The organism is Streptomyces sp. NPDC006435 (assembly GCF_040612315.1).
Lineage (GTDB): Bacteria > Actinomycetota > Actinomycetes > Streptomycetales > Streptomycetaceae > Streptomyces.
In genome coordinates, this window is the sequence record NZ_JBEXPY010000009.1 from 1 (window position 1) to 22,488 (window position 22,488).

General features: G+C 72.1%; 13 protein-coding genes. 9 read left to right on the forward strand and 4 right to left on the reverse strand.

What is annotated here, in order from left to right; translation table 11 throughout:
• Positions 1 to 322: 322 nt before the first annotated feature.
• The 8 genes from ABZZ04_RS12290 to ABZZ04_RS12325 all read left to right on the forward strand — a co-directional run bounded on the left by ABZZ04_RS12290 (position 323) and on the right by ABZZ04_RS12325 (position 16,181).
• The gene (locus tag ABZZ04_RS12290; RefSeq protein ID WP_356932126.1) at positions 323 to 1,594 is read left to right on the forward strand and encodes an extracellular solute-binding protein; all 1,272 of its coding nucleotides are present in this window, start codon (positions 323 to 325) and stop codon (positions 1,592 to 1,594) included.
• 21 nt (positions 1,595 to 1,615) lie between these two features.
• Positions 1,616 to 2,632 carry a sugar ABC transporter permease gene (locus tag ABZZ04_RS12295; protein WP_356932127.1) on the forward strand — a complete coding sequence of 339 codons (1,017 nt, stop codon included), beginning with the start codon at positions 1,616 to 1,618 and terminating at the stop codon, positions 2,630 to 2,632.
• Positions 2,629 to 3,510 carry a carbohydrate ABC transporter permease gene (locus tag ABZZ04_RS12300; RefSeq protein WP_356932128.1) on the forward strand — a complete coding sequence of 294 codons (882 nt, stop codon included), beginning with the start codon at positions 2,629 to 2,631 and terminating at the stop codon, positions 3,508 to 3,510. The genes ABZZ04_RS12295 and ABZZ04_RS12300 overlap by 4 nt, the downstream gene beginning before the upstream one ends.
• Before the next feature lie 107 nt (positions 3,511 to 3,617).
• Positions 3,618 to 5,294 (forward strand): alpha-amylase family glycosyl hydrolase, encoded by a 1,677-nt coding sequence (locus ABZZ04_RS12305; protein ID WP_356932129.1) that lies wholly within the window; start codon positions 3,618 to 3,620, stop codon positions 5,292 to 5,294.
• Positions 5,279 to 6,349, forward strand: coding sequence for a LacI family DNA-binding transcriptional regulator (locus tag ABZZ04_RS12310; protein WP_356932130.1), 1,071 nt, complete (start codon positions 5,279 to 5,281; stop codon positions 6,347 to 6,349). The genes ABZZ04_RS12305 and ABZZ04_RS12310 overlap by 16 nt, the downstream gene beginning before the upstream one ends.
• A 468-nt stretch (positions 6,350 to 6,817) precedes the next feature.
• Entirely contained in the window at positions 6,818 to 8,524 is a 1,707-nt protein-coding gene (locus ABZZ04_RS12315) for a carbohydrate-binding module family 20 domain-containing protein (RefSeq protein WP_356932131.1), read from the forward strand.
• 105 nt (positions 8,525 to 8,629) lie between these two features.
• Positions 8,630 to 13,954, forward strand: a complete 5,325-nt coding sequence (gene pulA, locus ABZZ04_RS12320) for a pullulanase-type alpha-1,6-glucosidase (RefSeq protein WP_356932132.1) — start codon at positions 8,630 to 8,632, stop codon at positions 13,952 to 13,954.
• Positions 13,955 to 14,144: 190 nt separating this feature from the next.
• Positions 14,145 to 16,181, forward strand: coding sequence for an NB-ARC domain-containing protein (locus ABZZ04_RS12325; protein ID WP_356932133.1), 2,037 nt, complete (start codon positions 14,145 to 14,147; stop codon positions 16,179 to 16,181).
• A gap of 43 nt (positions 16,182 to 16,224) precedes the next feature.
• On the opposite strand, the gene ABZZ04_RS12330 is transcribed toward ABZZ04_RS12325, so the two are convergent.
• The 4 genes from ABZZ04_RS12330 to ABZZ04_RS12345 form a co-directional block, all read right to left on the reverse strand.
• Positions 16,225 to 16,947: a TetR/AcrR family transcriptional regulator gene (locus ABZZ04_RS12330; RefSeq protein WP_356932134.1), complete on the reverse strand. Its 723-nt coding sequence runs from the start codon at positions 16,945 to 16,947 to the stop codon at positions 16,225 to 16,227.
• Between the two features lie 62 nt (positions 16,948 to 17,009).
• Positions 17,010 to 18,092 carry a PDR/VanB family oxidoreductase gene (locus ABZZ04_RS12335; protein WP_356932135.1) on the reverse strand — a complete coding sequence of 361 codons (1,083 nt, stop codon included), beginning with the start codon at positions 18,090 to 18,092 and terminating at the stop codon, positions 17,010 to 17,012.
• Between the two features lie 2 nt (positions 18,093 to 18,094).
• Positions 18,095 to 19,000, reverse strand: coding sequence for a metal-dependent hydrolase (locus tag ABZZ04_RS12340; protein ID WP_356932136.1), 906 nt, complete (start codon positions 18,998 to 19,000; stop codon positions 18,095 to 18,097).
• Between the two features lie 125 nt (positions 19,001 to 19,125).
• Positions 19,126 to 21,063, reverse strand: coding sequence for a hypothetical protein (locus ABZZ04_RS12345; RefSeq protein WP_356932280.1), 1,938 nt, complete (start codon positions 21,061 to 21,063; stop codon positions 19,126 to 19,128).
• A gap of 454 nt (positions 21,064 to 21,517) precedes the next feature.
• Between ABZZ04_RS12345 and ABZZ04_RS12350 the strand changes: the two genes are divergently transcribed.
• Positions 21,518 to 22,234, forward strand: coding sequence for a BTAD domain-containing putative transcriptional regulator (locus tag ABZZ04_RS12350; RefSeq protein WP_356932137.1), 717 nt, complete (start codon positions 21,518 to 21,520; stop codon positions 22,232 to 22,234).
• Positions 22,235 to 22,488: the final 254 nt, after the last annotated feature.

Below are 22,488 nucleotides of genomic sequence, written 5' to 3' on the forward strand. Positions count from 1 at the left end.
CGGGGGCCGGGCCCGCCGGGGGGCGCGCGCCCCCCCCGCGGCCCCCCCGCGACCGCGGCAACGCGTTGCAAGGTCTTGCAGCCCCGGCTTGCAGACGGTGATCGGATCGTCGTACCGCGATACGGCGGCCCGTGGCCAGGGGATGCCAGGATCGGACTGCCGCCGTCAAGGGTCTTGACGGCAACCGTGAGGACACGCGAATGTAACGATCGTCGAGGCTTGCAGAAATCTTCCGCAAACTCTTTCGGCGTTCTTTCATCCTTGTTACGTTCTCGTCGACCCGGCGCCGCGACGGAGCGGTACGGCAGTTGAAGGAGTTCAGATGCGACGTGGCATAACGGCCACCGCCCTGGTCGCGGCCCTGGCGCTCGCGGCGACCGCCTGCGGCAGCGACGACGAGTCCGGCGGCACGAAGAGCTCGGGCGAGCTCTCCGGCACCGTGACGTGGTGGGACACCTCGAGCGTCGGCAGCGAGGACAAGGTCTTCAAGAAGCTCGCCGAGGGCTTCGAGAAGAAGCACCCGAAGGTCGACGTTAAGTACGTCAACGTTCCGTTCGGTGATGCGCAGAACAAGTTCAAGAACGCGGCGCAGGCCGGCTCCGGCGCCCCGGACGTCATCCGCTCCGAGGTCGCCTGGACCCCCGAGTTCGCCGACCTCGGCTACCTGGCCCCGCTCGACGGCACCGTCGCGCTGAAGAACCCGGACGACTTCCTGAAGCAGGCCGCCGCGTCCACCAAGTACAACGGCAAGACGTACGCGGTGCCGCAGGTCATCGACTCCATGGGCATCTTCTACAACAAGAAGATGTTCAAGGACGCCGGCGTCGAGCCGCCCGCGAACGTCGCCGACCTGAAGTCCGTCGCCAAGAAGATCAAGGACAAGACCGGCAAGACCGGCCTCTACCTGCGCGGCGACGACTCGTACTACTTCCTGTCCTTCCTGTACGGCGAGGGCGGCGACCTGGTCGCAGCGGCCGACAAGGAGATCACCGTCGACAACGCGGCGGGCGTCAAGGCGTTCGGCGTCGTGAAGGACCTCGTCGACTCCGGGGCGGCCAAGACCGACGCCACGGACGGCTGGGAGAACATGATGCAGTCGTTCAAGAACGGCGACGTCGCGATGATGATCAACGGCCCCTGGGCCGTGGCCGACACCCTGACCGGCAAGGAGTTCTCCGACAAGGGGAACCTGGGCATCGCCCCGGTCCCGGCCGGCTCCGCCGCGCAGGGCGCCCCGCAGGGCGGTCACAACCTGGCCGTCTACGCGGGCTCCAAGAACCTGGACGCCTCCTACGCCTTCGTCGAGTACATGACCTCGGTCGAGGCCCAGGCGCAGGTCGCCGGCGAGCTGAACCTGCTCCCGACCCGCACCTCCGCGTACGGCAGGCAGCAGGCCGTGGACAGCGACATCGTCCAGTTCTTCAAGCCGGTCGTGGAGACCGCCGTCGAGCGCCCCTGGATCCCGGAGACCGGCAGCCTCTTCGCCCCGCTGAACACCGAGTACACCAAGGTCCTCACCGGCCAGACCACGCCGGAGAAGGCCGCCAAGGCGACCGGCGACTCCTACCGCAAGCTCCTCAAGGGCTGGAAGTAACCCAGGAAGGCAGGCCGACTGATGGCTGTCCACACCGGCCAGTCGGTGGCGAAGGCCGCGGGCGACGACGTCGCCCGCGGCCGGAGCCGCGGTACTGGTACACCCCCGCCGCCGAGCAGGCTCCGGCGGGCCCTGTCGGTCCACTGGTACGCCTGGACCATGGTCGCCCCGGTCGTCGTCGTGATCGGCGTGATCATCGGCTACCCCCTGGTCCGCGGTATCTGGCTGTCGCTGACCGACGCCAACGAGCGCAACGTCGCCCGGTCCATCGGTGTCAACGAGCTGCCCGCCACCTACGAGTTCGTGGGGCTGGACAACTACGCCGACGCCCTGACCGGTGACCAGTTCCTCGGCACGCTCGGCTGGACACTGGTGTGGACGGTCTCCTGCGTGGGCATCACCTTCTGCCTGGGCATGGCCCTCGCCAACATTCTCAACCGGAAGATCGCCGGTCGCTCCGTCTACCGGATGGCCCTGATCCTGCCCTGGGCCATCCCCGGCTTCGTCTCCGTCTTCGCCTGGCGCTTCCTCTACAACGAGGAGCGCGGCCTGCTCAACAAGATCCTCGGCGGCGCCGGGATCGACGGCGTCCCGTGGCTGAACGACCCCACCTGGGCCAAGTTCTCCGTCATCGCCGTCAACGTCTGGCTCGGCGTCCCCTTCATCATGGTGGCCCTGCTGGGCGGACTGCAGTCCATACCCTCCGAGCAGTACGAGGCCGCCGAGATGGACGGCGCGACCGCGTGGCAGCGCTTCCGCCACGTCACCCTGCCCGGCCTGCGCCCGGTCTCCGCCACGGTGACCCTGCTCTCCACCATCTGGACGTTCAACATGTTCCCGGTGATCTTCCTGCTCACCAGGGGCGGGCCGGGCGAGTCCACCCAGATCCTGGTGACCCAGGCGTACAAATTCTCCTTCGAGATCAGCCCGCGCGACTTCGCGCAGTCCTCCACCTGGGGCGTGCTGATCCTCGTCCTCCTGATGCTCTTCGCCGTGGTCTACCGGCGAGTGCTCCGCACGCAGGGAGACAACTGGTGACCACCGCCGCACCGACCACCACCGCCCGGCACTCCGCCCGCGAGCCCCGGCGCCGCGGGGAGCGTTCGCCGGCCGCCTCCGTGGCCCTGCACCTCACGCTGATCGTCGCGTCCGTCATCGCGGTCTTCCCCGTGCTCTGGGTCCTGCTGACCTCGCTGAAGCCGGCGAAGTACGCCACGACGACCGACTTCTTCAAAGAGACGACGTTCGAGAACTACACGAACCTGATCCGGGACACCGAGTTCCTGACCTGGTTCGGCAACTCCGTGGTCATCGCGGGACTCACCACCGTCCTCGGCGTCTTCGTCTCCGCGACCACCGGCTACGCCGTCAGCCGCTTCCGCTTCCCCGGCAAGCGCGGACTGATGTGGACCCTGCTGATCACCCAGATGTTCCCGGTCGCCGTCCTCATCGTGCCGATCTACAACATCATGTCGGGCATGGGCCTGATCAACCAGCCCGCCGGCCTCGTCATCACCTACCTCACCATCTCGGTGCCGTTCTGCGCCTGGATGATGAAGGGCTTCTTCGACACCATCCCGCGCGAGATCGACGAGTCCGGACAGGTCGACGGCCTGACCCCGTTCGGCACGTTCTGGCGGCTCGTCCTGCCGCTCGCCAAGCCCGGCCTCGCCGTCACCGCCTTCTACTCCTTCATCACCGCCTGGGGCGAGGTGGCGTACGCCTCCGCCTTCATGGTCGGCGACGAGAACCTGACGCTCGCCGGCGGACTGCAGAAGTTCGTCAACCAGTACGGAGCCCAGTGGGGCCCCATGACCGCGGCGTCCGTGCTGATCGCGATACCCGCGGCCCTGGTGTTCCTGTTCGCGCAGAAGCACCTCGTCACCGGCATGTCCGCCGGAGCCGTCAAGGGCTGATCCCACCCGGCACGCCCGTACGCCCCGCACGCACCAAGTCACGGCGGACGCCGGGGTCCGAACCCGGACCCCGGCGCCGCTCCCCACCCAGACACCCCAGGGACGACATGACCCAGCACCTCGCTGCCCCCTCCACCGGCACGTCCGCCGACGCTCCGGCCCACCAGACCGGCTGGTGGCAGGACGCGGTGATCTACCAGGTCTACCCACGGAGCTTCGCCGACGGCAACGGTGACGGCATGGGCGACCTCGCCGGCGTCCGGGCCAGACTCCCGTACCTCAAGGACCTCGGTGTGGACGCGGTCTGGCTCAGCCCGTTCTACGCGTCCCCGCAGGCCGACGCGGGCTACGACGTCGCCGACTACCGTGACATCGACCCGATGTTCGGCACCCTGATGGACGCCGACGGGCTGATCCGGGACGCCCACGGACTGGGCCTGCGGATCATCGTGGACCTGGTGCCCAACCACTCCTCGGACCGGCACGAGTGGTTCCGGCGCGCCCTCGCCGAGGGCCCCGGCTCCGCCCTGCGCGAGCGCTACCACTTCCGCCCCGGCAAGGGTGAGAACGGCGAACTGCCGCCCAACGACTGGGAGTCCGTCTTCGGCGGACCCGCCTGGACCCGGACCACCGACCCGGACGGCACCCCCGGCGACTGGTACCTCCACCTCTTCGCGCCCGAGCAGCCCGACTTCAACTGGGAACACCCGGCCGTCGCCGACGAGTTCCGCTCCATCCTGCGCTTCTGGCTCGACATGGGCGTCGACGGCTTCCGGGTCGACGTCGCCCACGGCCTGGTCAAGGCCGAGGGCCTGCCCGACCTCGGCAGCCGCGACCAGCTCAAGCTGCTCGGCAACGACGTCATGCCGTTCTTCGACCAGGACGGGGTGCACGAGATCTACCGCTCCTGGCGCACCATCCTCGACGAGTACCCCGGCGCCAGGATCCTGGTCGCCGAGGCGTGGACGCCCACCGTCGAGCGCACCGCCAACTACGTGCGCCCCGACGAGATGCACCAGGCGTTCAACTTCCAGTACCTCTCCACCGCCTGGGACGCCGCCGAGCTCCGCAAGGTCATCGACTCCTCGCTCGACGCGATGCGCCCGGTCGGCGCCCCCACCACCTGGGTGCTCTCCAACCACGACGTGACCCGGCACGCCACCCGGTTCGCCAACCCGCCCGGCCTCGGCACCCAGATCCGCACCCCCGGCGACCGCGAGCTGGGTCTGCGCCGGGCCCGCGCCGCCACCCTGCTGATGCTGGCGCTGCCCGGCTCCGCCTACATCTACCAGGGCGAGGAACTCGGCCTGCCCGACGTCACCGACCTGCCCGACGAGGTCCGCCAGGACCCGTCGTTCTTCCGGGCCGAGGGCCAGGACGGCTTCCGCGACGGCTGCCGGGTGCCGATCCCGTGGACCCGCGGCGGCAGCTCGTACGGCTTCGGCGACGGCGGCAGCTGGCTGCCCCAGCCCGACGGCTGGGGCGAGCTGAGCGTCCAGGCGCAGACCGGCGTGCCCGGCTCCACGCTGGAGCTGTACCGGGCCGCGATCGCCGCCCGCCGGGCGCACCCGGGGCTCGGCGCCGGGACCTCGGTGGAGTGGGAGGCGGCCCCCGAGGGCGTGCTGGTCCTCGCCCGCCCCGGCTTCGTCTGCACCGTCAACACGACGGACCGCCCGGTGCGCGTACCGGCGCGCGGCACCGTCCTGCTGTCCAGCGCCCCGGTCGTCACCGACGGCGACGGGATCGAGCTGCCCGCGGACACCACGGTGTGGTGGACGGTGTGACGGTCCCCCTGCCCAGAAGCGGCCCCGCGGCCGGTGGTGCGCCGAGGCTCTCGGACATCGCCGGCCAGGCGGCGGTCAGCGAGGCGACCGTCAGCCGGGTGCTGAACGGGAAACCCGGCGTCTCGGAGACCACCCGGCAGCGGGTGCTCGCGGCGCTGGACATCCTGGGCTACGAACGTCCCGTACGGCTGCGGCAGCGCAGCGCCGGGCTGATCGGACTGGTGACGCCCGAGCTCATCAACCCGATCTTCCCGGCGTTCGCGCAGTCCGTCGAGCAGGTGCTGGCCGGGCACGGCTACACCCCGGTGCTCTGCACCCAGCTGCCCGGCGGCGCCACCGAGGACGAACTCGTCGAGCAGCTCGTCGAGCGCGGCGTCGGCGGGATCGTCTTCCTCTCCGGGCTGCACGCCGACCTGTCGGCCGACCCGGCCAGGTACGCCGCGCTCACCGAGCGCGGCGTACCGTTCGTCCTGATCAACGGCTACAACGAGCGGATCAGCGCGCCGTTCGTCTCGCCCGACGACGCCGCCGCCGTGCGGATGGCCGTCGGGCACCTCGCCGACCTCGGCCACAGCAGGGTCGGGCTGGCGATCGGGCCGCAGCGCTACGTGCCCTCCCGCCGCAAGCGCGAGGGCTTCGTCGAGGCCGCCGTGAAGCTGCTGGGCATGGACCGCGCGGAGGCCGAACTCCTGGTCTGCTCCACGCTGTTCAGCGTCGAGGGCGGCCAGGTGGCGGCCGGGGCGCTGCTCGACCGGGGGTGCACGGGCATCGTCTGCGGCAGCGATCTGATGGCGCTGGGCGTGGTGCGCGCGGCCCGCGAGCGCGGGCTCCACGTGCCGCGCGACGTGTCGGTGGTGGGTTTCGACGACTCGCAGCTGATCGCGTTCACCGATCCGCCGCTGACGACGGTGCGCCAGCCCGTGCAGGCGATGGCCGCGGCGGCGGTGGGGGCCCTGCTGGAGGAGATAGGCGGCAGCCCGGTGCAGCGCACGGAGTACGTGTTCCAGCCGGAGCTGGTGGTGCGCGGGTCGACCGCGGCGGTCCGGGACGTCTGAGGGTCCGACGGCGGTACGGGGGACGCGAGGCCGTCGGCGCGGGCGGGCCGAGGGGCGTGGGGCCGTCGACGGACGGCGGGGCCGAGAAGAGGCACCAGGAGTCGGCCCTGGATTGGGCCGGCGGGGAGTGCGACTCCGGGTGCCTCTCTTGGCCCTGACCGGCCCGGCCGGCCGGGCGCGTGGGGCCCGGGATCGCCGGAGCCCTCGACCGGCCGGACCGGAGCTGGGAGAAACGTAACAGCGTTGCAATGTCTTGCGTAAGTCCTTGCAGGAAGAAAACTGCTGTATTTCCCGGATGTGATCGGACGGTGTCCAAAGGGTTGACCGGGGACGGGTGGGCTCGTACGGTCTGCGTCGCGGCAAGGTTTGCATTCTTGCAGCAAGAACATTCAGAAGCCTTGAGGGCAGGGCGCGTTGCCACGTGAGGCTGCACCGTCACCCGCATTTCCCCCCACAGCAGGAGGAAACATGGCACGCAGAGCACTGTCCGCAGCGCTCGCCCTGTCCGCAGGCGCCGCCGCTCTCGTGATCCCCACCACGAACGCCCGGGCGGCCACGCCGGGCGACAAGGACGTCACCGCCGTTCTCTTCGAGTGGAAGTTCGACTCCGTCGCCGAGGCGTGCACCGACACCCTCGGCCCGGCCGGCTACGGCTACGTCCAGGTCTCACCGCCCCAGGAACACATCCAGGGCAGCCAGTGGTGGACCTCGTACCAGCCGGTCAGCTACAAGATCGCCGGGCGGCTCGGCGACCGCGCGTCCTTCGCCAACATGGTGAACACCTGTCACGCCGCGGGCGTCAAGGTCATCGCCGACTCGGTCATCAACCACATGTCGGCCGGCTCCGGCACCGGCACCGGCGGGTCCTCGTACACCAAGTACGACTACCCCGGCGTGTACTCGGTCGGCGACATGAACGACTGCCAGTCGCAGATCAACAACTACGGCGACCGGGCCAACGTCCAGAACTGCGAACTGGTCGGCCTGGCCGACCTGGACACCGGCGAGGACTACGTCCGCGGCCGGATCGCCGCCTACCTCGACGACCTGCGCTCCCTGGGCGTGGACGGCTTCCGCATCGACGCCGCCAAGCACATGCCCGCCGCCGACCTGGCGAACATCAAGTCACGGCTGGCCGACCCGAACGTCTACTGGAAGCAGGAGGCGATATACGGCGGGGGCGAGGCCGTCTCGCCCTCGGAGTACCTCGGCACCGGGGACGTCCAGGAGTTCCGCTACGCCCGCAGCCTCAAGCAGGTCTTCAACAACGAGAACCTCGCCAACCTGAAGAACTTCGGCGAGGGCTGGGGCTTCATGGAGTCCGGAAAATCGGCGGTCTTCGTCGACAACCACGACACCGAGCGCGGCGGCGACACCCTGAACTACAAGGACGGCGCCAACTACACCCTCGCCAACGTCTTCATGCTGGCCTGGCCGTACGGCTCGCCCGACGTCCACTCCGGCTACGAATGGTCCGACAAGGACGCGGGCCCGCCCAACGGCGGCACCGTGAACGCCTGCTACAGCGACGGCTGGAAGTGCCAGCACGCCTGGCGCGAGATCTCCTCCATGGTCGGCTTCCGCAACGCCGCGCGCGGCCAGGGCGTCACGGACTGGTGGGACGACGGCGGCGACCGGATCGCCTTCGGCCGCGGCACCAAGGCGTACGTGGCGATCAACCACGAGGGCTCCTCGCTGACCCGCACCTTCCAGACCTCGCTGCCCGCCGGCGACTACTGCGACGTCCAGTCCGGCAAGGGCGTCACGGTGAACGGCTCCGGGCAGTTCACCGCGACCCTCGGCGCGAACACCGCCGTCGCCCTGCACGCCGGCGCCCGCACCTGCACCGGCGGCGGCGACAACGGCGGCGGCACCGGGCAGTCCGGCGCGGCCTTCGGCGTCACCGCCACCACGCAGCCCGGCCAGAACATCTACGTGACCGGCAACCAGTCCGCCCTCGGCAACTGGAACCCCGCCTCCGCGCCGAAGCTCGACCCGGCGACGTACCCCGTCTGGAAGCTCGACGTCGCCCTGCCCGCCGGAACGGCGTTCGAGTACAAGTACGTCCGCAAGGACGCGAACGGCAACGTCACCTGGGAGAGCGGCGCCAACCGGACGGCCACCGTGCCCGCCTCCGGCAGCGTCGCCCTGACCGCCGACGTCTGGCGCGGCTGACCCCACCCCGTCCCACCGACCGGTACGGGCCGGGGCCACGAGACACACGGCCCCGGCCCGTACCGCCGAACCACCCACCCCTGAAAGCCCGAGGAGAACCCGCCCGTGTCCCGAACCACCCGACAGGCTCTGCGGCGGGGAGTCGTCGCCGCGCTGTGCGCGGCACTGCTGCCCGTCGTGCCGGCGGCCTCCGCGTCCGCCGCGCCCGGACCCCCGTCCCCGCCATCGGACGCGAGGCTCGCCGGGCAACCGGCCCGCCACGACCTGACACGCGAGCAGTTCTACTTCGTCCTGCCCGACCGGTTCGCCGACGGCGACACCTCCAACAACCGCGGCGGGCTCACCGGTTCGCGCCTGGAGACCGGCTACGACCCCACGGACAAGGGCTTCTACCAGGGCGGCGACCTCAAGGGCCTGACCGACCGGCTCGACTACATCAAGGGCCTGGGCACCACCGCCATCTGGCTCGCCCCGATCTTCAAGAACCGCCCCGTCCAGGGCACCGGCAAGGACGCCTCGGCCGGCTACCACGGCTACTGGATCACCGACTTCACCCAGGTCGACCCGCACTTCGGCACCAACGCCGACCTGTCGAAGCTGATCGACAAGGCCCACGCCAAGGGCATGAAGGTCTTCTTCGACGTCATCACCAACCACACCGCGGACACCGTCGACTACGCCGAGAAGGCCTACGGCTACCGGCCCAAGGGCGCCTACCCGTACCTGGACCGGGACGGCCGCCCCTTCGACGACGCCGAGGGCATGGCGAAGGTGGACGCGGACTCGTTCCCGTACACCCCGAAGAACACCGGGCAGAAGGTCCCGGCCTGGCTCAACGACCCGACGATGTACCACAACCGGGGCGACTCCACCTACGCCGGCGAGTCCACCGCGTACGGCGACTTCTCCGGCCTCGACGACCTGTGGACCGAACGCCCCGAGGTCGTCTCCGGCATGGAGAAGATCTACGAGAAGTGGGTCCGCGACTTCGACATCGACGGCTTCCGCATCGACACCGTCAAACACGTCGACCTGGACTTCTGGACCCAGTGGGCCACCGCCCTCGACGACTACGCGGCCGAGCGCGGGCGTGAGGACTTCTTCATGTTCGGCGAGGTCTACTCCTCGGACACCGCCGTCACCTCGCCCTACGTCACCCGGGGCCGGCTCGACGCGACGCTCGACTTCCCGTTCCAGGAGGCGGCCCGCCAGTACGCCTCGCAGGGCGCCCCGGCCGCGAAGCTCGCCGCGGTGTTCGGCGACGACTACCGCTACACCACCGACAGGGCCAACGCCTACGAGCAGGTGACCTTCCTCGGCAACCACGACATGGGCCGCATCGGGACGTTCCTGAAGCAGGACAACCCGAAGGCCGGTGACGCCGAACTCCTCGACCGGGCCCGCCTCGCCAACGAACTGATGTTCCTCGGCCGGGGCAACCCCGTCGTCTACTACGGCGACGAGCAGGGCTTCACCGGCGCGGGCGGCGACAAGGACGCCCGGCAGACCATGTTCGCCTCGAAGACCGCCGACTACCTCGACGACGACGAACTGGGCACCGACCGCACCCACGCCACCGACGCGTACGACCCGGAGCACCCGCTGTACCGCAACATCGCCGCGCTCTCCGGGCTCACCCGCGAGCACCCGGCACTGCGCGACGGCGTCCAGACCGAGCGGTACGCCGAGGGCTCCGTGTACGCCTTCTCCCGCACGGCCCCCGCCAAGCCGTACGAGTACCTCGTCGCCGCCAACAACGGCACCGCCCCGCGCACCGTCGAACTGCCCACCGGCATGGCGAACACGGACTTCCGCACCCTGTACGGCGGTTCGGGCACCGTCCGCAGCGGCGCCGACCGGAAGATCACCGTCACCGTGCCCGCCCTGTCCAGCATCGTGCTGCGCGCGCAGAAGCCGATGGGCGACCCGGCCACTGCGCCCTCGATCACCCTGAAGGCACCGGCCGCCGGAGCCACCGGCACCGTCGAGCTCTCCGCCGACGTGGACGGCGGGCAGCTCAACCGCGTCGTGTTCGCCGCGCAGACCGGCAACGGCAAGTGGGTCACGCTCGGCTCCGCCGACCACGCCCCGTACAAGGTCACCCAGTACCTCGACGACGAGGTGCGGGCCGGCACACCGCTGCGCTACAAGGCGGTCGTCGTCGACCGCACCGGACGCACCGCGAGCGCCCTGGCCTCGACCACCGCCGGACAGGCACCCCCCGAGCCGAAGCCCGTGGCCGTCGAGCGCGACTACGCCGTCGTCCACTACAAGCGCGCCGACGGCGACTACGACGGCTGGAAGCTCCGCTCCGGCGACACCGCGGCCGGCTTCACCGGACGCGACGCCTACGGCGCGTTCGCCTGGATCAAGCTCGAAGAGGGCGCGTCCACCCTCCCGTACACCGTCGAGAAGGACGGCACCGCCGACGGACCGCAGCGCACCGTCGAACTCGCCAGGACCGGAGAGGTCTGGATCGAGCAGGGCGGGGACGGCCAGGCCGACGAGGCCCCCGACGGCGCCTACCCGCCGCAGGACACCACCAAGGCCGTCCTGCACTACTACCGGCCCGACGGCGACTACGACGGCTGGGGCCTGCACACCTGGACCGGCGCGAAGAACCCCACCGACTGGGCCAAGCCGCTCCAGCCGGTGAAGCGGGACGCCTCCGGCGTCACCTTCGAGGTCCCGCTCGCCGAGGGCGCCACCTCGCTCAGCTACATCCTGCACAAGGGCGACGAGAAGGACCTCCCCAGCGACCAGTCCCTCGACCTCGCCGCCCACGGCAACGAGGTCTGGCTGCTCGGCGCCACCCCCGGCCACCTGCTGCCCCAGGCCGACGGCGTACCCACGCCCGACCTCACCAAGGCCGAGGCGCAGTGGATCGACGCCGACACCGTCGTGTGGAAGGTCAAGGCCACCGGGGCCACCAGCCAGCAGCTCGTCCACGCGAAGAAGGGCGCCATCTCCGTCACCGACGGGGCGCTGACCGACGAGGGGCAGTGGCTGCGGCTCACCCCGTCCGCGCTCACCGACGCGCAGAAGGCGAAGTACCCGCATCTCAAGGGCTACCCGGCCTTCACCATCGACGTCCGGGACCGGGGCCGCGTCCGCGAGGCGCTGCGCGGCCAGCTGATCGCCACCCAGCGCGCCGCCAACGGCGCCCTGCTCGCCGCCACCGGGGTGCAGAGCGCCGGGGTCCTCGACGACCTGTACGGGAAGAACGCGGCCGACGCCGGGCTCGGCCCGGTCTTCGACCGCAAGGGCCGCCCCACCCTGTCCGTGTGGGCCCCCACCGCCCGCACCGTCGCCCTCGAACTCGACGGCCGCACCCTGCCGATGCGCCGCGACGACCGCACCGGCGTCTGGTCGGTCACCGGCACGAAGGGCTGGACCGGCAGGCCCTACCGCTACCTGGTGGACGTCTGGGCGCCCACCGTCCAGAAGTTCGTCACCAACAAGGTCACCGACCCCTACTCCACCGCACTGACCACCGACTCCGCGCGCAGCCTCGTCGTCGACCTCGCCGACCCGGAGCTCGCCCCCAAGGGCTGGTCCGGACTGAGGAAGCCCGCCGCCACCCCGCTGCGCGACGCCCAGATCCAGGAGCTGCACATCCGCGACTTCTCGATCGCGGACCGCACCTCGAAGCACCCCGGCGAATACCTCGCCTTCACCGACACCCGCTCCGACGGGATGAAGCACCTCAAGAAGCTCGCCGACTCCGGCACGAGCTACGTCCACCTGCTGCCCGCCTTCGACATCGGCACCATCCCCGAGAAGAAGTCCGGGCAGACGAAGCCCGCCTGCGACCTGTCCGTGTACGCCCCCGACTCCGAGGAGCAGCAGGCGTGCGTGGCGAAGGCCGCCGCGAAGGACGGGTTCAACTGGGGCTACGACCCGCTGCACTACACCGTCCCGGAGGGCTCCTACGCCTCCGACCCGAACGGCACCCGGCGCACCGTCGAGTTCCGGCGGATGGTGCAGGGCCTGAACGGCGCCGGACTGCGGACCGTCATGGACGTCGTCTACAACCACACCGTCGCCGCCGGCCAGGACGACAAGTCCGTGCTCGACCGGATCGTGCCCGGCTACTACCAGCGGCTCCTGGAGGACGGCACCGTCGCCACCTCCACCTGCTGCGCCAACACCGCGCCCGAGAACACCATGATGGGCAAGCTCGTCGTGGACTCGGTCGTCACCTGGGCCAAGCAGTACAAGGTCGACGGCTTCCGCTTCGACCTGATGGGCCACCACCCCAAGGACAACATCCTCGCCGTGCGCAAGGCGCTCGACGCCCTGACCGTGGCGAAGGACGGCGTCGACGGGAAGAAGATCGTGCTGTACGGGGAGGGCTGGAACTTCGGTGAGATCGCCGACGACGCCCGCTTCGTCCAGGCCACCCAGAAGAACATGGCCGGCACCGGCGTCGCCACCTTCTCCGACCGGGCCCGCGACGCGGTGCGCGGCGGCGGCCCGTTCGACGAGGACCCCGGCGTGCAGGGCTTCGCCAGCGGCCTCTACACCGACCCCAACACCTCGCCCGCCAACGGCACGAAGGCCGAGCAGAAGGCCCGGCTGCTGCACTACCAGGACCTGATCAAGGTCGGGCTCACCGGCAACCTCGCCGACTACACCTTCACCGACTCCTCGGGCCGCACGGTCAAGGGCTCCGGGGTCGACTACAACGGCGCCCCCGCCGGATACGCCGCCGCCCCCGGCGACGCCCTCGCCTACGCGGACGCCCACGACAACGAATCGCTGTACGACGCGCTCGCCTTCAAGCTCCCGGCGGGCACCTCGGCGGCCGACCGGGCCCGCATGCAGGTCCTGGCGATGGCCACGGCCACCCTCTCCCAGGGACCGGCGCTCTCCCAGGCGGGCAGCGACCTGCTGCGCTCCAAGTCCCTGGACCGCAACTCCTACGACAGCGGCGACTGGTTCAACGCCCTGCACTGGGACTGCCGCGACGGCAACGGCTTCGGCCGCGGGCTGCCCCCGGCCGCCGACAACGCCGACAAGTGGTCCTACGCCAGGCCGCTGCTGGCCGACGCGGCGCTCCGGCCCGGCTGCGCGCAGATCGACGGCGCGTCCGCCGCGTACCGGGACCTGCTCACCATCCGCTCCACGGAGCGTGACTTCTCCCTCGCCACCACCGGGCAGGTGCAGTCCGCCCTGTCCTTCCCGCTCTCCGGGAAGGACGAGACCCCGGGCGTGATCACCATGCGGCTCGGGAAGCTGGTGGTCGTCCTCAACGCGGCCCCCGGCACCACGACGCAGCGGGTCGCCGAGCTGGCGGGGAAGTCGTACGCACTGCACCCCGTCCAGGCCAAGGGCGCGGATTCTACTGTCAAGAAGTCCACGTATGAGGGGAATTCGGGAAGCTTCACCGTACCGGGACGCACTGTGGCGGTTTTCGTCCTGAGTTGAGCCCGACAGGGCTAAGTTGGGAGGCAGCAGCCGTCGGGGAATGCCGCAGCACCGCATCCCCGGCGCGCCCTCCCACCCCCCGGCCGGTCCCGGCCCCTCTCCGGTACGGCACGGGCGTCCCCGCACGCCCGTGCCACATCGGAACCAGGGGCCGGAACCGGCCGGTCCACCTGTTTTGGCGACGGTGACCATGGCGAGCAACATCCCCGAGGAGACGACGAGCTTTGTCGGACGGAAAGCGGAACTTGCCAGGCTCGAACACACCCTCGCCACGCACCGGCTGACCACGCTCACCGGCAGTGGCGGCGTCGGCAAGACCAGGCTCGCGGTCCGCGCGGCCCGGCAGGCGGCGACCGGACACGGGCACCGCGACGGCGTGTGGTGGGCCGACCTCTCGCCGCTCCACGACGACGGACTGCTCATCGCGACCGTCTCCGACGCGGTCGGACTCTCCGACCACACCCTGCGCATGCCCATCGACGCGCTGTGCGAATGGCTCGTCGACAAGGAGATGCTGCTGGTCCTCGACTCGTGCGAGCACCTGCGCCCCGCCTGCGCGCACCTGCTCGGCGAGATCCTCACCACCTCGCCCGGCCTCACCGTGCTGGCCACCAGCCGGCAGCCGCTGTGCCTGCGGGGCGAACGGATCGTCGAGGTGCAGCCGCTGCCCGTCACCGGCGACGCCCTGGCCCTGTTCCGGGACCGGGCGAACGCCGCAGCGCCCCACCTCGCCCTCGACGCCCCGGGCAACGCCGCCGCGGCCACCGAGATCTGCCGCCGCCTCGAAGGCATCCCGCTCGCCATCGAACTCGCGGCGGGCGCCCTCGGCAAGGACACCGTCGAGCAGGTCGCCGCCCGGATCGGCACCCGCTTCGACGTACCGGCCGACCCCTCGCTGCGGCCGCCGCGCCACCGCACCCTGCGCACCGCCATCGGCTGGAGCCACGAGCTGTGCACCCCGCTGGAACGGCTGCTCTGGGCCCGGCTGACCGTGCTGCGCGGCGACTTCGACGAGGCCGCGGCCCGCGAGGTCTGCGCCGAGGGACCGCTCACCCCGGACGGGGTGGGCGAGGCACTGGCCGGCCTGGTCGCCAAGTCCGTCGTCGGACGGGACGGCCCCCGCCACCGGATGCTCGACTCCATCCGCGAGTACGGCCGGATGTGGCTCGCCGAGCTCGGCGAGGAACGGGCCGCCGCCGACCGGCACGCCGCCTGCTTCCTGGGCCTGGCCCGCGAGGCCCACGCGGGCTGGACCGGCGACGACCAGATCAGCTGGTACCACCGCATCGCCGACGCGCACGCCGACCTGTGCGCCGCCCTGGACCACCTGCTCGCCCACGACGCCCCGGCCGCCCAGGAGATGGCGGGCCGCATCGGCTTCTTCTGGTGCTGCTGCGGCCATCTGCCGCAGACCCGCGAGTACGCGCAGCGCGCCCTGGACACAGGCCCGTCCGAGGGCCCCCACCGCACCCGTGTCCTGTGGGTGCTGGGCATGACCGTCATGCTCCAGGGCGACTACCCGACCGCCCGCCGCCTGGGCCGGGAGTGCACCAGGGAGGCCGCCCGCGACGGCACCGACGAGGGCGTGCTCGCCGCCGCCTACCTGTGCGGCTTCATCGACCTGATGACCGGCCGGCCCGAGGCGAGCCTCCGCCAGATCGACCGGGTGCTGCGCGCCACCGGCTTCGCCACCCGGCTCGAAGCCGCCTACCGGCTGCGCTGCCACCTCATCACGGTCTTCGCCCTGACCAGCCTCGGCCGGCTGGACGAGGCGGCCCGGGCGGCCACCAACCTGCGCGCGGTCTGCGTGGCCCAGGACGAGTGCTGGACCCGCAGCTACGTCGACTACCAGCTCGCCCTGATCGCCCTGCTGCGCGGCGACGCCGAGACCTCCGCCGCCCACGCCCGCTCCATGCTCGCGGGCAAGCACCGCCTGCGCGACCGCTTCGGGATCGCGCTCGGACTGGACATCCTGGCCGCGGCGATCGCCGCCCAGGGCGCGGGCGCCCGCGCCGCCCGGGTCTACGGCACGGGACAGGTCTACTGGCACATGGTCGGCTACCCGCAGCGCGGCACCCCGGAACTGGCCCCGGTGCGCGAGGCGTGCGAGCGCCAGGCCCGCGCGGCCGTCGGCGACGCCGCCTACCAGCGCGCCTTCGAACGGGGCCGGTCGGACAACGCGGAGGTGGGACTGGCGGCGGCGCTCCAGGCCGAACTGCTCGGCTGAGCGCCCGCCGGGCCCGAAGACCTCCTGGCCCGGGATCGGGTCGTCAGGGGCGGCGCTGTGCGGGAACGGCCGGCACGGCGGGGGCCAGGGCGGAGAGCCGCTCCAGCAGCTCCCCGAACGGCCCGTCCGCCGGCTCCTGCCCGAGCACCCGCAGCACGACGCCCGCCGTCTCCGTGTCGTACGCGGCGCTCACCGCGGCCAGCGCCACGAAGTCGTGCACCAGCTGGACCTCCAGCTCCCGGCGCGGGATCCGCCGCCCGTCCAGCCAGATCAGCGCCGTCGACTCGGCCAGCGACACCCACGACCGCACGACCAACTCCAGCCGTGCCGGGGGCTCCTCGACGCCGAGGTGGGCCAGGATCTGCTCGCACGCGGCCTGCCGCACCCCGTCGATCATCGCGTTCGCCGTCGAGGAGCCCACCGCGGGCCCGCCCCGCATCAGCGCCGAGAACCCCGGTCCGTGCTCGTCGACGAAGTCGAAGAACCGGCCCATCACCCGCAACAGCCGCTCCCCGAGCGGGCCTTCGCGCGGCTCCACGAACCGTGCCGCCAACTCGTCGGCCGCCCGCCGCAGCGCCGCCTCGTACAGGCTCTGCTTCCCCGGGAAGTAGTGGTAGACCAGCGGTCGCGAGATGCCCGCGGCGGCCGCGATCTCGTCGATCGACACCTCGTCGGGGGCGCGGTGACTGAACAACTCCAGCGCGACACCGATCAGCTGCTGCCTGCGCTCCTCGACGCCCATCCTGCGCCGCACCCCGGTCGTCATGGTGGACAGGGTACCGAGTGGGACGGCGGGGGAGGGGAGGCGGGCCACGGCCACGGTCCCTCCTACAGATCCAGCACGAGCCGCTCGCCCCGGCACCGCGACACGCAGATCAGCATCGTGTCGTCCCGCTCCGAGTCCGTCAGGAGCTCGTCGCGGTGGTCGATCTCGCCCTCCAGGACGCGCTGTTGGCACGTCCCGCAGAAGCCCTGCTCGCAGGAGTACGAGACGTACGGCACCTCCTCGCGCACCGCCGCCAGCACCGACTGGTCCGCCGCCACCCGCACCGTGCGGCCGGAGCGGCGCAGTTCGACCTCGAAGGGGCCGGAGCCGGCCGACGAGGCGGTCGCCGCGGTGAAACGCTCCAGGTGCAGGGTCCGGCCGGGCGGGAGGGCGGCGGCGACCGCGTCCATCAGCGGCTCGGGGCCGCAGCAGTAGACCGCCGTGCCCTCCGTCGTGTCCGCCAGGGCCGCGGCGGTGTCCGGGCGGCCCGCCTCGTCCTCGGGCACGACCGTCACCCGGCCGCCCTCCGCGCCGAGCTTCTCGATCTCGTCCAGGAACGGCATCGAGGCGCGCGACCGGCCCCCGTACAGCAGCCGCCAGTCGGAGCCCGCGGCGGACAGGGCCCGCAGCATCGGCAGGACCGGGGTGATGCCGATGCCGCCCACGACGAAGAGGTACGCGGGGGCCTCGACGAGGGGGAAGCGGTTGCGGGGGGCGTGGATCTCCACCTCCACGCCCTCGTGCAGCTGCGCGTGGACCTCGCGGGAGCCGCCCCGGCCGTCCTCGACCAGCCGCGTCGCGACGGTGTACGTGTCGGGCTCGGCCGGGTCCCCGCACAGCGAGTACTGGCGGACCAGCCCGGAGGGCAGCACGAGGTCGAGGTGCGCGCCGGGCTGCCAGGCGGGCAGCGAGGAGCCCTCCAGGCGCAGTTGGACCACGCCCTCGGCGGGCGTGGTCCGCTCGGTGACCAGCACCCGGCGGGCAGCCGTGGAACGCCGTTCTGAGCGGCCCGAGATCGGCTCCTCCAGGGCCGGCAGGGGCCACAGCGGGGAGTCCTGGATGCGGCGGCGCAGGGCCCGCTTCGCCAGCAGCGCGGCACCGGTGACCAGGACGACGGTGCGCAGGCGGGGCAGGGGGAGCGGCATGGTCAGCTGGTTCCCGTCGTACGGGCCTCGGCGGCCGTGGCCGCGGGCGACTGGGCGAGGTAGGCGATGGCCTGGGCCGTGCTGCCCTCCTGCGAGGGGTGGTAGTCGCGGCTCAGGTAACGGGGGACGGAACGCAGCAGATCACCGGTGGCGGGCAGGGTGCCGCGCCGGCCGCCGAGGTAGAACTCCTTGAACGACCCCTTGCCGTCCAGCAGGGTCGGGTCGTTCTCCATGAAGAAGCGGATGCCGCGCTGCCAGAGGAAGATCAGCGCGCTGAACGCCGTCGCCCAGGTGCGGGCCCGCCGCCGGTAGCCGCCGTCGACGTGCATGAACACCTCGAACGCGACCGAGCGGTGCTCGACCTCCTCCGCGCCGTGCCAGCGCAGCAGGTCCAGCATCATCGGGTCGGCGCCGCACCGGTCCAACTCGTCGGCGTTCAGCACCCAGTCGCCGAGGAAGGCGGTGTAGTGCTCGATCGCCGCGATCAGCGCCACCCGCTCCATCAGCCACCACTTGCGCGCCTTCCCCGGCGGCAGCGTCCGGTCGCCGAGCAGCTTCTCGAAGAACCAGTCGACCTGCGCGGTGTACGGAGTCGGGTCGAGCCCGAGCTCCTTCAGCCGGGGCAGGACGTCGTCGTGCGCCTGGGAGTGCACGGCCTCCTGGCCGATGAACCCGATCACGTCCTGACGCAGCTGCTCGTCGTGGATGTACGGCAGCACCTGCCGGTACACGTGGATGAACCAGCGTTCCCCGGCGGGGAGCAGGAGGTGGAGCACGTTGATGGTGTGCGTGGTGAAGGGGTCGCCCGGCACCCAGTGCAGCGGTGTCTTCTCCCAGGCGAAGGAGACCTTGCGGGCCTTGAGCGGCGTCCGCTCCGAAGCGACCGGCGCCGGCTGCGTGTTAGACATGGTGTCAATGTACTGAGGGGTAAGCCGGGAGAACAGGGGTGTGCGGCGTTTTCCTGGCACCGCCCCGGCCGGTTCCCCGCGCCCGGGTCGGCCGGCTCCCGGGGTTCCGCCGGACCGGGGTGTCGTCACAGGGCCCCCGCCCGGCTGCCGTCGGCCAGCGTCCCGGTCAGCCGCGCCCGGTCACCGGCCCCGGCGGGCACGGCGAGCAGCCGGCCCCGGGACCGCCCCGTCACCCCGCCCGACGTGGCCAGCGAGGTGAACTGCCCGCTGCCCGCTGCCAGTACGTACCAGTGGCCGGCCTGCGACTTCCACAGCACCCCGGCCAGCACCCGGGGCTCGCGCGGCCCGCAGGCCGGTGAGTCCTCGGCCCTGGCCGCGACCGCCCCCGGCGGCCCGCCCGTCGCGACGGACGGCGCCGACGGGGCCTGGAACTGGGCGAGCACCAGGCTGCCGGTGCCCCGCCAGGTCTCCGCCCGGGTGCAGAGCCAGCGCGCGGAACCGTCGCCCTCGGGCAGCGGCTGCTCGGCGTACTGCCAGGAGTTCACCGACCGCACCCCGTGCGAACGCAGCGCGGGCAGCAGGCAGGCGGTCCGCGCCCAGACGTCCCGCTCGGCCCGCCCGGAGACGTCGTGCGGCGCGGTCGGCGGGCCCGAGGTCAGCCGGGCGGGGACCAGTTCGCCGAGGTCCGTCAGCAGCCGGGCCGCGGAACCGTCCCGGATCTCGACGGTGCCCCAGGTGCGGCAGTCGCGGGTGGTCGCCGGACCGGCCTGCGCGGTGACGGTGCCGTCCGCGGCACGGGGCAGCGGGCGCGACGTGTCGCCGGGCGCCAGCAGGTCCCGCGCCCGGACCCCGGACGCCCAGGGCGCGACGAGGTAGCGGACGCGGTCGCCCGCACGCTCCACGACCACGGCACCGGCCGCGGCGGCGTCCGCGCCGTCCACCCGGGCGAAGTCGAGCAGGGCGCCCCCGTCCGGGCCGCCGCGCCGGGGCTCCGCGTACCGCACGACGCGCAGCCCGTCGTGGAGGAGCACCACCGCCGCCCGGTCCGTCCCGCCCGCGTACAGCAGTTGCGGCGGACCCGCCGGAGGCCCGACGTGGGTGCCCGGGGTCGCCGACGTGCGCACCCCGGCGCCGGGCCGGGCCCACGCGGCGAGCGCACGGCGCAGCAGAGCGGTGTCCCCGGTGCGGTCGCCGCGGGTGGGCCAGGAGGTGAAGTCGGTACGGGACGAGCGCCGCCAGAACGTCGCGGGCACCCTCCGCAGCCCGGCGGGGTCCAGCAACTGCCCGGCGTCGCCGGGGAAGTGCTCCGGCCCGTCCGTGACGGCGCGGCCCCAGCCCCCGTCCGCCGGCCCCAGCAGCGCCCCGCACACCAGCAGCGCCGCGGCGGCCGTCAGGACCGCCCGCGCGCGCCGCCGACGGCGCAGCAGGTCCGGCGGCCGGGCCTGGAGCGAACAGGGGTCGAACTCCGGGGAGTCGAGGAGCGCGCCCGACTCGGGCACGCCGTCCGCCTCCGCGAGCGCCGCGTGCGGGTCGGCCACCCCGGCGCCGGCGAGCACCCGCCGCACCTCCGCGTCGGCCAGCCGTTCCAGGCCGCGCAGGGCGAGGGCGGCGCGGCCGGGGCCGGAGAGCGAGGTCAGGGCGCTCTCCAGGGCGAGCCCGTCGGCCCCGCCCGAGTGCGGGAACAGCCGCAGCCCCCACACGACCGGCAGGAGCGGGGGCAGTCGGACACCGACGGACCGGCGCCGCGACCGGCCCGCCTCCAGGGCCGCGCGCAGCACCCGCCTGCGGGCGTCCGCGTAGGCCGGGTCCACCGCCGCCGCGCCGCCGGGCCTGCGCGGCGCCGGGATGCCGCCCGGGGTCCCGTGCCCCGCCGTGTGCCCGGCCAGCAGGCACCGTTGGGCCAGGGCGTGCGCCCTCAGCACCCGGCGGTGACTGCCCGGCGACGGCGGCAGGACGAGATAGCCGAGCCGGACCAGTCGCGGGTAGTGCTCGACGAGCGCGGCCCCGGCCTGCTCCCCGTCGGCCGGGGCGGCTGCGGAAGGTACTTCTGGCAGTGGACGCACGTTCAACAGAACGAGCGAATCGTGCGATGGTCACCCCGGCCCGCCCGTAAACGGCTCAACGGGCCGCCGTTCCAAGGCGGTTGACACCCCGCTGGACCCGGCCGTGCCGCGCGGCCCGTTCCGGTCGTCCGCCGCGCCCGCGCGGACCCGGCGCCCGTGTTGCCGCGGTCCCCGCAACGGCGGCCGCAGCAGCCGTCCACCGGTCCGGCCGACGCGCCGTACCTGCGGAAACCGGACCGGCAAATGCTGGTTTTCCGCCTGAATCAGGACAATTCGACATCTCTCGGCAGGTAGAGCAGCATGGCTTTGCGGGAGGTGTACAGATCGCTGGCTCCCAGCAATGGCGGCGCGGCCAGTCGACGGGCGCCGGGTGGACCGACCCCTACGCGATCACAAAGCCATGAGCTCATATGATCTCGCTTTCTCTCCGCCGCCCACCAGGTCCGGGCCGTCCGTGAGCATCTCTCTGCTCGGCGGTTTCGACATCGTGGTCGGCGGTGAACCGGTGACCGTCCCGGTCGGTTCGAAGCGGCTGTTGGCGTTTATCGTGCTACAATACCGCGCCGCTGTTCCCCGGACCCTGGTCGCGGGGAGCCTCTGGCCCGAGGCGTCCGAGCAGGGTGCGAACACGAACCTGCGGTCGGCGCTGTCCCGCCTCCAGGGCCTCGGGAAGCAGGCGCTGAACATCTTCCCCGCCGAGTTGCGCCTCGCGCGGGAGGTCACGGTCGACCTGTTCCGGGCCCGGTCGTTGGCCCGGCGAATACTCGATTCCCATGTCCCGGCCGAGGACCTCGACCTCGACGCGGCGGCCGTCGACCAGCTGTCCGCCGATCTGCTGCCCGGCTGGTACGACGAATGGGTGCTCCCGGAGGCGGAGCAGTGGCGGCAGCTCCGGCTCCACGCACTGGAGGCCCTGACGGGGACCTTCATCGGCCTGAAGGAGTTCGCCTGGGCCGTGACGGCCGCCCACGCGGCCGTGCAGGCGGACCCGCTGCGGGAGAGCAGCCAGGCTTCGCTGATCCGCGCCCACCTGGCGGAGGACAACCGGTCCGAGGCGCTGTGCGACTTCGAACGCTACGAGCGGCACCTCCGCGACGAGCTGGGACTCCGTCCCACACCGCGGCTGTGCCGGCTGGTGTCCGAACTGCAGCGGTCGCACCCCGGTGAGTAGCGGACCCCACAGCCACCGGAGCCGGTGAACCCGCCACTGTCCAGTGGCGGGTTCGTGCTACCGATTTCGGTCGGTGGGTTCGGCGCGGTCAGCACGCGACAGAAGTCACGTCTGGGCGCCTTGCTGCAGGACGTCACCGATGCCGAGGCCGGTCTGTGCGCCTTGCTGGAGGACGTTGCCGTTACCGGGGCCGGTCTGTGCGCCTTGCTGGAGGACGTTGCCGTTACCGGGGCCGGTCTGTGCGCCTTGCTGGA